Origin of the sequence: Solimonas fluminis (assembly GCF_002930645.1) — a bacterium.
GTDB classification, from domain to species: domain Bacteria; phylum Pseudomonadota; class Gammaproteobacteria; order Nevskiales; family Nevskiaceae; genus Solimonas_A; species Solimonas_A fluminis.
In genome coordinates this window covers 245,332-258,223 of sequence record NZ_PSNW01000004.1, presented here as the reverse complement: position 1 = coordinate 258,223, position 12,892 = coordinate 245,332, and the positions used below count along the sequence as shown (strand labels likewise).

General features: G+C 69.0%; 10 protein-coding genes. 9 read left to right on the top strand and 1 reads right to left on the bottom strand.

What is annotated here, in order from left to right; genetic code table 11:
* Positions 1 to 67 precede the first annotated feature (67 nt).
* Positions 68 to 607, top strand: coding sequence for a hypothetical protein (locus tag C3942_RS09650; RefSeq protein WP_104230172.1), 540 nt, complete (start codon positions 68 to 70; stop codon positions 605 to 607).
* Here C3942_RS09650 and C3942_RS09645 read toward each other — a convergent pair.
* The gene (locus C3942_RS09645) at positions 604 to 1,632 is read right to left on the bottom strand and encodes an AraC family transcriptional regulator (RefSeq protein WP_104230171.1); all 1,029 of its coding nucleotides are present in this window, start codon (positions 1,630 to 1,632) and stop codon (positions 604 to 606) included. The genes C3942_RS09650 and C3942_RS09645 overlap by 4 nt on opposite strands.
* Before the next feature lie 148 nt (positions 1,633 to 1,780).
* On the opposite strand from C3942_RS09645, the gene C3942_RS09640 reads away from it, so the two are divergent.
* The 8 genes from C3942_RS09640 to C3942_RS09605 all read left to right on the top strand — a co-directional run bounded on the left by C3942_RS09640 (position 1,781) and on the right by C3942_RS09605 (position 12,884).
* Positions 1,781 to 3,340, top strand: coding sequence for a M28 family peptidase (locus C3942_RS09640; protein WP_165797396.1), 1,560 nt, complete (start codon positions 1,781 to 1,783; stop codon positions 3,338 to 3,340).
* Positions 3,341 to 3,347: 7 nt separating this feature from the next.
* Positions 3,348 to 4,646, top strand: a complete 1,299-nt coding sequence (locus C3942_RS09635) for a lipase family protein (RefSeq protein ID WP_104230169.1) — start codon at positions 3,348 to 3,350, stop codon at positions 4,644 to 4,646.
* 250 nt (positions 4,647 to 4,896) lie between these two features.
* Positions 4,897 to 6,495 (top strand): MHYT domain-containing protein, encoded by a 1,599-nt coding sequence (locus C3942_RS09630; RefSeq protein WP_104230168.1) that lies wholly within the window; start codon positions 4,897 to 4,899, stop codon positions 6,493 to 6,495.
* Positions 6,496 to 6,795: 300 nt separating this feature from the next.
* On the top strand, positions 6,796 to 7,449 hold the full coding sequence (locus tag C3942_RS09625; protein WP_104230167.1) for a DUF305 domain-containing protein: 654 nt from the start codon (positions 6,796 to 6,798) through the stop codon (positions 7,447 to 7,449).
* 44 nt (positions 7,450 to 7,493) lie between these two features.
* On the top strand, positions 7,494 to 8,921 hold the full coding sequence (locus tag C3942_RS09620; protein WP_104230166.1) for an LVIVD repeat-containing protein: 1,428 nt from the start codon (positions 7,494 to 7,496) through the stop codon (positions 8,919 to 8,921).
* A gap of 115 nt (positions 8,922 to 9,036) precedes the next feature.
* Positions 9,037 to 10,704, top strand: coding sequence for an alkaline phosphatase D family protein (locus C3942_RS09615; protein WP_104230165.1), 1,668 nt, complete (start codon positions 9,037 to 9,039; stop codon positions 10,702 to 10,704).
* A 55-nt stretch (positions 10,705 to 10,759) separates the two neighbouring features.
* Positions 10,760 to 11,026, top strand: a complete 267-nt coding sequence (locus C3942_RS09610) for a DksA/TraR family C4-type zinc finger protein (RefSeq protein ID WP_104230164.1) — start codon at positions 10,760 to 10,762, stop codon at positions 11,024 to 11,026.
* 76 nt (positions 11,027 to 11,102) lie between these two features.
* Positions 11,103 to 12,884: an arylsulfatase gene (locus C3942_RS09605; RefSeq protein ID WP_104230163.1), complete on the top strand. Its 1,782-nt coding sequence runs from the start codon at positions 11,103 to 11,105 to the stop codon at positions 12,882 to 12,884.
* Positions 12,885 to 12,892: the final 8 nt, after the last annotated feature.

The following is a 12,892-nucleotide window of genomic DNA, read 5'->3' as shown; positions in this document are numbered from 1 at the left end:
CGTCGCTAGCCGGCTGAGGCCTTGCTTCGGCTAGGATGGGTCTCTCCACGGATACCGGGTTGAATCCATGCGCAAGGAATATGGCGCTGCGTTGCGCGAACTGTTCGCCGCTCGCATGAAGACGGAACTTCCGGCCTGGCGTGAAGTGCCGGCCCCCAAGACCTGGTTCTTTCCGGGCGAACGCCTATATGTGCGTGACGACCATCCCTTGGCCTGGCAGCTCATCGTGCTGCAGCCCGACATGAAGGACCATGACGCCTTCAACATCGAGATCGGCTGGTCGCGCCTGAAGCGCGTGCCGGAGCTTTCGATGCGGCCCTGTATGGAGGCTCCCGACAGTGCGGAGGCCCTGGTGCGAGAGGAGCACGTCTGCCGGCTGGGCGACATGCTGCCGGCGCGCGGCCAGCCGGCCTCGGGCTGGATCCTGGATGCGCGTACTTACTCCACCGACTTCAACCAGGTCATGGCGGCGATGGCCGAGCGGCAGCTCAAGCTGGACAAGCAGCAGGCGCGTATTGCGATGCAGCCCTTCGTGGACGATGCCTTCACCGCGCTGCGGGAGCGCGGCCTGCCCTGGGTGGAGGGGCGGCTGGCCCAGATGAGCTAGCGGCGCTCGCCGCGCGCCCGGAACTCCCCCGGCGAAGTGCCGTTCCAGGCCCGGAACGCCCGTGCGAAGTTGGCCAGGGAGCTGTAGCCGAGCTGCTGCGCGATGTCGGTCAGCGTCAGTCGCGGGTCTTCGAGCAGGGTCAGGCTGTCGCGCTGGCGGGCCTCGGCCAGCAGCTCGCGGAAGCCGCTGCCGCGCTTCTCCAGCTGGCGGTTCAGCGTGCGCGTGGAGGTGTGCAGCCGCTCCGCCACCTGCTCCAGCGTCGGATAGCCGCCGCCATCGTTCACCAGCACGGCGCGCACCTGGTTGACCAGGTCGCGGTTGTGTCCCAGCAGGGACAGCTCGCGGGCGCACTCGCGCTCGGCCAGCAAGGCGGAAACCTGGTCGGCGGTGCGCAGGGGAATGTCGAGATAGGACGCCGGCACGCGCATCTGCGTGCAGCCGGCGGAGAAGCGCACCTTGGGCAGGCGGTCGCGGTAGCGGGCGTGGTACTCGGGCTCGGGATAGTCGAACAGCAGCTCGATCTGCGGATCGGGCACCGGCAGGATCTGGCGCGCGATGGAGGACACGCTGATCAGCAGCTGCTCGCAGGAGAAGCGCCGCAGGCTGCCGTGGGAGACCGCTTCCTGTCCCTCCATGATCGTGTAGTCGCCCTGGACGAAGAAGCGCAGGTGCCAGGCCGGCATGCGCAGCACCGAGCCGAAGCGCTGGGCAAAGTCGAGCACGTGGCGGAACGAGGGCTGGCTCATCAGGCCGTAGCCGAGGATGCCGTGGGTGGTCAGCGTGGCCCGCAGGCCGAATTCGTAGCCCAGCGCCGGTTCGCCGGTGTGCTTCAGCGCCCGGATGCAGAGGCGGGCGTACTCGTTGAGCAGGCTGATGCGCCCCTCCGGCTTCTGCAGCAGTTCGGGCGCGATGTTGAGCCCGTCCAGCAGGGTTTCCCGGCGCACGCCGTAGTCGGCGGCGATGTCCAGCAGCATCAGCACGTAGCTGACCGGCACGGTGGGGATGATCAGGTCGTTCGCTCGCATGCCCCGATTCTAGGTGTGGCGAGAAATGAATGCGAGATTGTCCGGAGATGAGAAGCGGGGCGGGGCCTGCGGGACCGACAATGCCGGCCTTACAACATCGACAGGGCCGCGGCCGCGCCGCAGGCCCCCTGTGCCCGAGGAGAGTCACTTGCTGAAGAATGCCGCCATTGCCCTGGCCGCGGCCGGGACCCTGCTGCTTGCGTCCTGCGGTTCCAGTACCGCCCCGTCCGGTGGTGGCCGCAGCGTGGTGGACGCCGCCCCCTGTGCCCGCTCCACGGCCCCGGAGGCCCAGGGCATGCCCAGCACCGAGCGCATCTTCGGCTGGATCGAGGACCTGGTCGGCATCGGCTACCGCCGTACCGGCACGCTGGAGGGTGAGAAGGCCGCGGCCTACGTGAAGTGCCAGTTCGAGTCCCTGGGGCTGCAGGATGTGCACTACGAGACCGCCAAATCCTGGAACTGGAGCGCCACCCGCTCCCGCCTCAAGGTCAACGGCGAGGCGGTGGACAGCTTCCCGGTGGCGCACACCTACGTCACGCTGGACCAGCCCTCGGTGTTCTCCACCGGCCCCGACGGGCTCACCGCCGAAATCGTTGACGTGGGCGCAGGTGTGCCGCTGCAGTCGGTCCAGGGCAAGATCGTGATGTTCGATCTCAAGTTCCTGATGCCGCCGGCCCTGCTGGCACTGCAGATCGAGTTCCTCTGGGATCCGGGGTTGACGACGCTTGAACCGACCCTGGTGATCGGCAATCCCTTTGTCACCTCGTATGCCACCGCGGTGGAACGGGCGATGGAAGGCGGCGCGGTGGGCTTCATCGGCGTGCTCAGCGACTACTTCGACTCCAACAAGTACTACAACGAGTTCTATCGACGCACGCAGGTAACCATTCCCGGCGTCTGGGTGACGAAGAAGGAGGGCGCTCGCATCCGCCAGATGATGGGCGGCGGCAACCGCAGCGCCAACCTGGTGATGGAGGGCTTCCGCAAGGAGGCCACCGGCCGCGCCGTGGTGGGCTTCCTGCCCGGAAAGAGCAAGGACACGATCATGGTGCAGTCGCACCACGACTCGGTGTTCTACGGCGCGGTGGAGGACGGCAGCGGCACCGCGGCGGTGCTGGCGCAGGCGCAGTACTACGCGTCGCAGCCGGCCGAATCGCGCCAGAAGACGATGATGTTCGCCACCTTCGACACGCACTTCAGCGGCTACCAGGTGCACCGCGAGTTCGTGCGCAAGTACGTCATCGACAAGGAGACGCCCTACAACATCGTCGCCAACGTGACCCTGGAGCACATCGGAAAGCAGGGCATCAAGGGTGCCGACGACCAGCTGGAGATCACCGACAAGCCGGAACTGCGCGCGATCATCGAGAACATGGGGCCGACGCTGAAGCTCGGGATGATCAACTCGGTGATCCGGCACGACCTGCGCCGCACCGCGCTGATCTCCGGGCACGTGCTTTGCCCGATCGGCGCGCTGCCGACCGATGCCGGCTTCATCTGCGCCGCCGGCGTGCCCACCGCGAGCCTGATCGCAGGCCCCAACTACCTCTACGATGCGGCCGACACGCTGGACAAGGTGGCCAAGGACGACCTGGTGCCTGTCACCAAGGTGTTCATCGACCTGATCGACGCTATCGACGCCACGCCCACGGCCCTGATCGGCCTGCCGCTGAAGTCGCCGCTGTACGAAAGCGGTGCTCAGGACTGAGCCGGCCATGAGGATCGCCGCCTGCCTGCTTGCCCTGATGCTCTGCGCCTGCGGCTCCGCAGGCGATGGCGGCGACCCCGCCGGGAGCTTCGGGCTAAAGCGCGGTGCGGGGCCGGACGGCAGCTTCTACCAGCCGCCGGCCGATGGCAGCGGCCGCAGCCTGGCCACGCGCTGGCCGATCCTGCTGTCGCACCCGTTCTCCTATACCGCGGAGCGTTCCTTCCGCGGCGACACGCAGCAGCCCGGCGGCGGCTTCGATGCCTATGGCGTCAAGACGATGCTGGAAGCCGGCGGCGCCGTGGTCTACCAGCCGGACAAGCTGGCCTATGCCTCGCACGAGACGCGCGGCCAGCTGCTGTACAAGAAATGCGCCGGCAGCAGCCTGGGCGAACTGCTGTGCCAGGGAAGCAATCCCCGGGTGATCGACGGCGTGCACGCCGCCACGCTGGATTACTGCGCCGATGCCGCGCGGCGCGCGCGCAGCGGCTTCCCCGATGAACCGGCCTGCCGCCGCGGGCTGCAGTTCAACGTCATCTGCCACTCGCAGGGCTGCCCGGATTCGCGCTACATGCTGGCGGCGGTGCGCAACGAGTTCAGCGGCGAGCCGATGTACAGGCACGTGGCGAGCTGGACCTCCATGGCCGGCGCCAACAAGGGCACGGCGCAGGCGGACTGGATACTCAAGACCACGGCGTCCTGCCTGACGCCGGGCTGCCGCTCGCCGCTGGTGGACCTGGTGCTGGCGGCGGATTCCTACCGGCAGAACCAGGCGCTGGTGGTCAACGGCAGCGAGTCGGCGGTGGCACTGTCGCGCAAGTACATGATGCTCACCACCGACATGGACTGCGAGCCCGGCGCCGGGCGGACCTGCCCGCCCAGCTTCAACCAGCGCTATCCGCTGCCGGTGGACCCAAGTCATCCGGTGTTCTACCAGACCTTCACTTCGCAGGTGGACGACATCGACCACCCCTGCTACTCGGGCAAGAAGTTCAACTGGCAGATCGTGATGGACGGCGAAGGGCCCAACGACGGCAACATCTCGGTGGATTCCCAGAAGTTCACCACCTACGGCCCCGGGGGCAGCGGCGGCGCCACGCCGGTGCTGCCGCGCTGGATCAGCGGCGTCTCGCTCGATCCGGCACACCCGCACCCCGGCCTCAACCACATGGCCTATGCCGACTCGCGCGTGCCGGGCATGGACGAGGGCCGGCTAAGCTGCAGCGGCGAGGACAACAGCATGTTCCGCTTCAGCCGGCTGGGCCTGTACCGTGACATCGTGGCGGAGCTGGTGCAGCGGGGGTACTGAACGCTGCCGGTGTCACACTTCCGGCCAGCCTCTTGGCGGCCGGCAGCCCGGTCCGCCGGCATCCTGGCGCGGCGCACCCCTGCAGGGATGACAGGCCGGGGCCGGGACGTTCAGAGCCTATTCAGTGTCCCGGGTATTTTCTTGCGGCTCCAGGGACGGAACGGCATGGCTGAATGGCGGGGGCGGGGCCGGATTTCCGCCAGGGTGCTATCGTTCCGGAGCCACAGCGTCCGGAGGATTCGGCTGCGCCATGATCGGTACCTATGATCCCGCCCTCGTGGCCCTGTCCCTGCTGGTGGCCATCCTCGCCTCCTATGCCGCGCTGAGCCTGGCGGGCCGCGTCACGGAAAGCCGCGACGGCGCCACGCTGGGATGGATCTGCGGCGGTGCCCTGGCCATGGGGGCGGGCATCTGGACCATGCATTTCATCGGCATGCTGGCCTTCAGCCTTCCCATCCGGATGGCCTTCGAATTCCGGCTCACCGCGGTGTCCATGGCCTACGCCATCGTCGCATCCGCCATTGCCCTGGCCATCACCAGCCGGCCGCAGCTGCGCCCGCACTACCTGGTCGGCGGCGGGCTGGTCATGGGGGCGGGCATCTGCGCCATGCATTACACCGGCATGGCCGCCATGAGGATGTCGCCGCCCATCCGCTACGACACGGCGCTGTTCCTGGCTTCCTTCGCCATCGCGGTGGCGGCATCGGTAGCCGCGCTGTGGCTCGCCTTCACGCTGCGGTCGCGCTCCGAGGGCATGGTGGCCAAGCGCCTGTTGGCCTCGGGCTTCATGGGCATCGCCATCGCCGGCATGCACTACACCGGAATGAGCGCGGCGCAGTTCTCGCCGGGGGCCATGTGCCGGGCGGGCGGGGCTTACGTGCTCCAGGGGGATTCGCTGGCCTTCGTCATTGCCGGCGTCGTGATCGGCCTGCTGGTGCTGGCGCTGATGGCGTCGACGGTGGACGCCCGGCTGGCGCAGCGCCGGGCGGCGATGATTGCCCGCCTGGAGAAATCGAACCGGGAGCTGGAGCGGCAGATCGAGGCGCGCGAGCAGGCCCAGGCGGCACTGCGCGAGAGCCTCGGCGAGCAGCAGCGGCTTGCCGAGGTCCTGCAGACCCGCAGTGCCGAGCTGGAACGCTCGAACCGCGAGCTGGAGCAGTTCGCCTACGTCGCTTCGCATGACCTGCAGGCGCCACTGCGCACCGTCAATGGTTTCGTGCAGCTGCTGGAGCGCAAGCTGCCGCAGGCCGAGGGCGAGGTTCGCGAGTACCTCAGCTTCATTTCCGATGCCTCCAACCAGATGCGCGAATTGATCCGCGCCCTGCTCGAGCTGTCCCGGGTCGGTCAGGACGGGGTCCATGCCACCGACTTCCAGCTACGGGAGGCGGTCGATGCCGCGCGGCTGGCGCTGCAGGCCCTGATCGAGGAGCGGGGTGCGGTGATCGAGGCCGGCGACCTGCCGCTGGTACATGCCGACCGGCCGCTGCTGACGCAACTGCTGCAGAACCTGATCAACAACGCCATCAAGTTCCAGCCGCAGTCGCGTCCGCTGGTGCGCATCGGCGCCTCGCCGGAGCCAGGGGAGTGGGTGGTGTCCGTGGAGGACCAGGGCATCGGCATCGAGGAGATGCACCAGAAGCGCATCTTCCAGATCTTCCAGCGCCTGCACACCCCGGACCGTTTCGAGGGCAACGGCATCGGCCTGGCCATCTGCGAAAAGATCGTGCACCTGCACGGCGGCCGCATCTGGGTCTCGTCCGAGGCGGGGAAGGGTGCCATCTTCTCTTTTACCCTGCCGCGCCGGGAGGACGAGCCCGCGCCCGCGCCGGAGCCGCGGGAGACGGCCTAGGAAAGCTCACGAGAAGCGACCCTTCGCCCTGGGCCGGTCCAAGGGTGGACGGCATGGGCTGTCCCACGGTCGGCAAAGTCCGCTCGGGATTTCGGCCCGAAGGGACTTTTTCAGGGTGTCCGCAGGGGGCTGGCGGGAGCTCGCCGCACCCATGCTATCGTCTCCCCCATAACGAGACGGCCGCCCAGCGCCGCACGTTGATCCGGAGGAGATCGTCAGCATGCCCAGCCCCCTGTGCACGGGCCTTCGCGCCCGCCCGCGCCGCGTTCCGCCGGCAGCGGGCAAGGACTGAGCGCGGCCATGCGCCGTTTCCGGGGTATTGCGCTCGCGCTGATCCTGGCCGGGCTGGCGGCTCTGGCGGCCTATCAGCAGCAGGCCCTGAGGGCGGCAAGGACGGAACTGGCGGCCGTGGCGGGCGGGCCCATTGACGTCGGTTTTGCCCAGTCCATGAGCCGGCACCACCAGCAGGCCATTGCCATGGCCAAGTTCATGCTCGATGGCCGGCCCACGCGCCTGGCCCTGATGGCCCAGACCATTGCCGACACGCAGATCGCCGAGCTGGGCCAGATGTACGGCTGGCTGCGCCTCTGGAACCAGCCGTTCGTGCCGCCCGCGCGCGGCATGGACTGGATGCTGCTGGGCCGCGAGCCGCCCGACGCGGAGCTGAGCCAGTACCTGCTGGACTGCCGCCGCTCCCCCACCGGCATGGCCGGCCTGGCCACCCCGGAGGAGCTCAACCGCCTGCGGCAGCTCGAGGGACTGGAGCGCGACCGGCACTTCTTGCGGCTGATGCTGGCGCATCACCGGGGCGCGGTGCCGATGGCCCGCTTTGCCGCCGATAACGCCCGCGTGCCGGCCCTGCGCGAGCTGGCGGCGCGCGTGGTGATGGACCAGTCGCGAGAGATCGACCTGCTCCAGCGGACGCTGGCGGTGGCGGATCAGGTCAAGGAATGAGAACGGCACATATGCACCGGAGCGCCGGTGCCCGGAGGCGCAGCATGATCCTGAAGTCCCCCATGGTTCCGGCACTGATGCTGGCCCTTTCGGCAGGCCTGGCGGGTTGCGGCTCCAGCAGCTCGGCCGTCAGCAGCGGCACGCCGGTATCGGGCGCCACGCCCAGGGCCGCCTGCGGGCCGGGCTCGCGTCCGGAGACCGGCATGCAGGGGCGGGTAAGCAAGGCCGAGCATGACAGCGGCCGCGCGGCCGAGGGCTATACCTGCAACACCGAGCTGGTGGGGCAGTACACCGTGCCCAATGCCATCGGCACCGTCGGCGGCTTCAAGGTGGAGCGCTACGTCGACAAGGCCGGACACGAATGCGCCTACTACGACAGCACGCTGTTGTTCCCCACCAACATCCTCGACGCCAATGTCGGCGTGAACGTGCTGGACATGAGCGACCCCACCCAGCCGGTGCTGGCGGCCCGGCTGGTGAGCCCGGCCATGCTGTCGCCGCACGAGTCGCTGGTGGTGTCGCAGGAAGCCGGCGTGCTCGCCGCGGTGATGGGCAACCCGCTGTTCTACCCCGGCATCGTCGATGTCTACGACCTCGCCGAGGACTGCCGCAGCCCCCGGCTGCGCGCGTCCGCGCCGGTGGGCGTGCTGGGCCACGAGAGCGGCATGTCGCCCGACGGCAAGACCTTCTTCTCGGCCACGCCGATGATCCCCACGCTGACCGCGGTGGACATCTCCAACCCCGTGCTGCCGTTGCCGGTCTGGAGCGGCGGCTACAGCTCGCACGGCCTGTCGATCAGCAATGACGGCAACCGCGCCTACCTGGCCTACGGGCAGAACACCGGCGTGGTGATCCTGGACATCTCCGAAATCCAGGCCCGAAAGCCCAATCCCCAGGTGCGCGAGATCAGCCGCCTGGACTGGGACAACCGCAGCGTGCCGCAAAACGCCATTCCCTTCACGCGCAACGGCAAGCCCTACCTGCTGGAGATCGACGAATATTCCACCGACAATCCGGGCAGCCTGGGCGTGGCGCTGCACGGGCGCTACGTGGGTGCCGGCCGCATCATCGACATCAGCGACGAAACCCAGCCGAAGATCGTCTCCAACCTGCGCCTGGAAGTGCACGAGCCGGAGAACCGTGACGCCATCGCCGAAGACCCGGGCGCCATGAACCCGGCCGGCGGCTACGCCGGCCACTACTGCAACATCCCCACGCGCGTGAACCCGGACATCGCCGCCTGCAGCATGATCCTGTCCGGCCTGCGCATCTTCGACATCCGCGACCCGCGCCATCCGCGCGAGATCGCCTACTACAACGCGCCGATCCAGCCGCGCATCGTCACGGTGCCGGCCCCGGCCAGCAACTGGGCCATGTCCAGCCCGGCCTTCGTGCCGGAGCGCAAGGAGATCTGGTACACCGACGGCTACAGCGGCTTCTACGTGGTCCGCACGACCAACGGCGTCTGGTAAGCGGTCCTGGGCCGCGTTGGGGCGGATTTACCGCCGCCCCGCGCCGGCCGTTTCATCCGGCTGCCATCTTCGGCGGCAAGACTGACCCCTTCACTTTTCTGCAGGGGGTCGTTCCATGCCGCCGTTCACGCGCCGCGCGTTCGTCGTTGCGACGGGTGCGACCCTGGCCAGCCTGCTGGCGGGCTGCGGTTCCAGCGACGACCGCGAAGACGGTGACGGCGGGCTGGATGCCGCGGACTTCACCCACGGCGTTGCCAGCGGCGATCCGCTGCCCGATGCCGTCATGCTGTGGACGCGAGCCCAGCCGGCCGCCACGGCAGCCAGCCGCGTCCGCCTGCGCTACGTCATCGCGCGCGATCCGGCGCTGACCCAGCTCGTCGGCCGTGGCAGCGTCACCGCCGCCGCCGAGCGCGACTGGACCGTGAAGCTGGACCTGCGCGACCTGGCACCCGATACCGTCTACTACTATCGCTTCGAGTCGGCCAGCGCCCGCTCGCCGGTGGGCCGCGCCCGCACGGCACCGCAGGGCGCGGTGGCGCGGCTGCGCCTGGCCTTCGTCACCTGCTCGAACTACGTGGCCGGCTACTTCCATGCCTACCGCCGCGTGGCGGAGCGCAGCGACCTGCACGCGGTGGTACACCTGGGCGACTACATCTACGAGAACGGATCCCAGGACCAGGTGCGGCCGCACGAACCGGCCAGGGAACTGCTGAGCCTGGCCGACTACCGCCAGCGCTACGCCCAGTACCGCGCCGACGCGGACCTGCAGGAGCTGCACCGCCAGCATCCGGTGATCTGGGTCTGGGACGACCATGAGGTGGCCAACAACGCCTGGAAGGACAGCGCCGACGCGCACGACGAGGCCAGCGAGGGCTCCTACGCCGAGCGCCGCTTCGCGGCCATGCAGGCGGCCTTCGAGTGGATGCCGATCCGCGCGCCGGATGCCGCCGATCCCTCGCGCGTCTGGCGCGGCTTCCGCTTCGGCGACCTGGCCGATCTCAGCATGGTGGACGCCCGCCACCATGGGCGCGACGAGCCGCTGCCGCCCAACAGCCTGTTCGGCGAGGCGGTGCCGGTGTTTACGCAGAGCGGTGACTTTGCCGATGCCTCGCGCCACATCCTCGGCCCCGTGCAGGAGGCTTGGCTGGGCGCGCAACTGGCCGGCAACGGCGGCCGCTGGCAGCTGATCGGAAACCAGGTGTATTTCTCGCCGCTGAAGCTGCTCGGTGCGCCGCGGGCCCTGGGCGGAGGCGGCCTGTACCTGTCCAACGACAAGTGGGACGGCTACGACCCGGCGCGCTCGCGCGTGATCGAGATGATCCGCGCCCGCAGCGGCGGCAACGTGGTGATCCTCACCGGCGATGCGCACGAGGCCTATGCTTTCGAGGTGACCGGCGATCCCAACGGCCCCGGCTACCGGCCGCTGAGCGGCGAGGGAGCCGTGGCGGTGGAGTTCGTCGCCACTTCCATCACCTCCCGCGGCGACCTGCCGGCAGGCAACGGCCCCACGGCGCTGTTCGCCCAGCTTGCCGCCGATGCCGAGCAGTTGCTGCGGCTGACCAACCCGCATCTCAAGTACTACCAGAACACGCTCAACGGCTACCTGCTGCTGGACCTGACTCCCGATCGGCTGCAGGCGGAGTTCTGGATGGTGCCGCGCGTCACCGAGCGCAGCGAGGACCAGGTGCTGCACCAGGCCTTCAGCGTGCAGAGCGGCAGCAATCACCTCGTCGCGGTGGGCGAGGCGACGGCCGCCATCGCAGGAGCCCCCGCCCCCGCTTGAAATCCCGCGTGTCCGGCGCCATCTTGGAGACAGGCTTCAGTGTCGTGAGAAGGCCATGGCCACGGGTTGGGCGCGGGAAGGCGCGGTGCAGGAGCAGATCGATGCCACGGTCACGGACGCCATCGCCCGTGCCCGCAGCGGCCTTTCCTCCGGCCCCAGCCTGAGCCATTGCGCGGAGTGCGAGGCGGAAATCCCCGAGGGCCGCCGCCTGGCCGTCCCCGGCGTGCGCCTCTGCGTGGACTGCCAGGAAGCGCAGGATCGGGAGGCCAGCGTGTTCAGCGGCTACAACCGGCGCGGCAGCAAGGACAGCCAACTGCGCTGAGGGCGGGAAATAGCGACAGCCTGTCAATTTCCGCCGGGGCCGGTGACAATCGGGCCACGACGATTCGGGGGAGACCATGAACAAGACCTCATGCCTGGGCCTTGCCGCCCTGCTGGCCGCGACCCTGCTGCCGGCCGTGGCGGCCGCGCAGGAGGGCACCGGGGCCGGCAAGCGGCCCAACTTCGTGCTGCTGCTGATCGACGACGCGGCCTACAGCGACCTCGGCGCCTACGGCGGCGAGGCGCGCACGCCCAACATCGACCGGCTGGCGGCGCAGGGCGCGGTCTTCACGCAGTACCACAGCTCGCCGCTATGCTCGCCCTCTCGCGCGATGCTGCTGACCGGCGTCGACAACCACCGCACCGGCTTCGCCACGATCCCGGAGACGCTGCCCGTGGAGCAGCAGGGGCGCCCGGGCTACCGCATGCGTTTCGAGCCCGGCGTGGAGACGGTGGCCACGCGGCTGAAGGCGGCGGGCTACCGCAGCTACATGACCGGCAAGTGGCACCTGGGCCATGGGCCGGGCGAACTGCCGGACGCGCTGGGCTTCGACCGCTCCTTCGTGCTCGATGCCTCGGGCGCGGACAACTGGGAGCAGAAGCCCTACATGCCGTACTACACCAGCGCCGACTGGTTCGAGGACGGCAAGCCCGCGACCCTACCCAAGGATTTCTACTCCTCGGAATTCCTGGTGGACCAGATGATCCGCTACCTGGAGAAGGACCGGGCGCGCCGCGAGCCCTTCCTGGCCTACATCGCCTTCCAGGCCGTGCACATCCCGGTGCAGGCGCCGCGCGAGTTCACGGCGAACTACGACGGCGTCTACGACGGCGGCTGGGGCCAGATGCGCGAGGCGCGCTGGCGGCGCGCGCAGGAGCGCGGGCTGATCCCGCAGGGCGCCCCGCTGGCGCCGGTGCACGAGAAGCTGCGCTCCTGGGAGTCGTTGGACGCGGAGGAGCGCGCCCTGTATGCCAGGAGCATGCAGGTGCATGCCGGCATGCTGGAGGCGATGGACCATCACATCGGCCGCCTGGTCGATTACCTCAAGGCCCAGGGGCAGTTCGAGAACACCGTCTTCCTGATCACCTCCGACAACGGGCCGGAGCCGAGCAATCCGGTGGCCCAGGCCGGCTTCAGGACCTGGATGTCGCGAAACGGCTACACGCACGAGCTGGGGAACCTGGGCGAGAAGGGCAGCATGTGCTTCATCGGCCCGGAGTGGGCCAATGCCACCGCCTCGCCGGGCAACCTGTTCAAGTTCCACTCCTCCGAGGGCGGCATGCGCGTGCCGCTGATCGCCGCGGGCCCCGGCATTGCGCCGGGGCGGCGCCTGGTCGGCACCAGCTTCGTCACCGATGTCACGCCGACGATCTACGACTATGCCGGCATCGACCGGGCACGCTGGAACGGCCCGGTGCCGATGAGCGGCCGCAGCCTGAAGCCCGCGCTCTCCGGTGCCGTGCCGCGGGTCTATGCGGCGGACGAGCCGGTGGGCATGGAAGTGGGCGGCAATGCCGCGCTGTTCAAGGGCGACTACAAGCTCACCAAGATCTCCCTGCCCTGGGGCGACGCGAAGTGGCGCCTGTACAACCTCGCCACCGATCCCGGCGAGGTGCAGGACCTGAGCGAGAAGGAGCCGGAGCGCTACCGCGCCATGCTGGCCGACTATGCGGCCTACGAGCAGGAGGCCGGCGTGCTGCGCCTGCCGGACGACTTCAATCCGCACAAGCAGGTGAAGATCAACGCCATCAAGAAGCAATTGCATCACTACCGCTTCGTGCTGGGCGGTGCGGCAATCGTGCTGGCGTCGCTGCTGCTGATGTGGCTGCGCCGGCGTATCCTGCGGGCGGGCGCCTGAAGCGCCGA

What these genes read in the sequence shown, in the direction of transcription:
- C3942_RS09650 (WP_104230172.1), top strand. Translation starts at nt 68, where the DNA reads ATGCGCAAGGAATATGGCGCTGCGTTGCGCGAACTGTTCGCCGCTCGC.
- C3942_RS09645 (WP_104230171.1), bottom strand. Translation starts at nt 1,632, where the DNA reads ATGCGAGCGAACGACCTGATCATCCCCACCGTGCCGGTCAGCTACGTG.
- C3942_RS09635 (WP_104230169.1), top strand. Translation starts at nt 3,348, where the DNA reads ATGAGGATCGCCGCCTGCCTGCTTGCCCTGATGCTCTGCGCCTGCGGC.
- C3942_RS09630 (WP_104230168.1), top strand. Translation starts at nt 4,897, where the DNA reads ATGATCGGTACCTATGATCCCGCCCTCGTGGCCCTGTCCCTGCTGGTG.
- C3942_RS09625 (WP_104230167.1), top strand. Translation starts at nt 6,796, where the DNA reads ATGCGCCGTTTCCGGGGTATTGCGCTCGCGCTGATCCTGGCCGGGCTG.
- C3942_RS09620 (WP_104230166.1), top strand. Translation starts at nt 7,494, where the DNA reads ATGATCCTGAAGTCCCCCATGGTTCCGGCACTGATGCTGGCCCTTTCG.
- C3942_RS09615 (WP_104230165.1), top strand. Translation starts at nt 9,037, where the DNA reads ATGCCGCCGTTCACGCGCCGCGCGTTCGTCGTTGCGACGGGTGCGACC.
- C3942_RS09610 (WP_104230164.1), top strand. Translation starts at nt 10,760, where the DNA reads ATGGCCACGGGTTGGGCGCGGGAAGGCGCGGTGCAGGAGCAGATCGAT.
- C3942_RS09605 (WP_104230163.1), top strand. Translation starts at nt 11,103, where the DNA reads ATGAACAAGACCTCATGCCTGGGCCTTGCCGCCCTGCTGGCCGCGACC.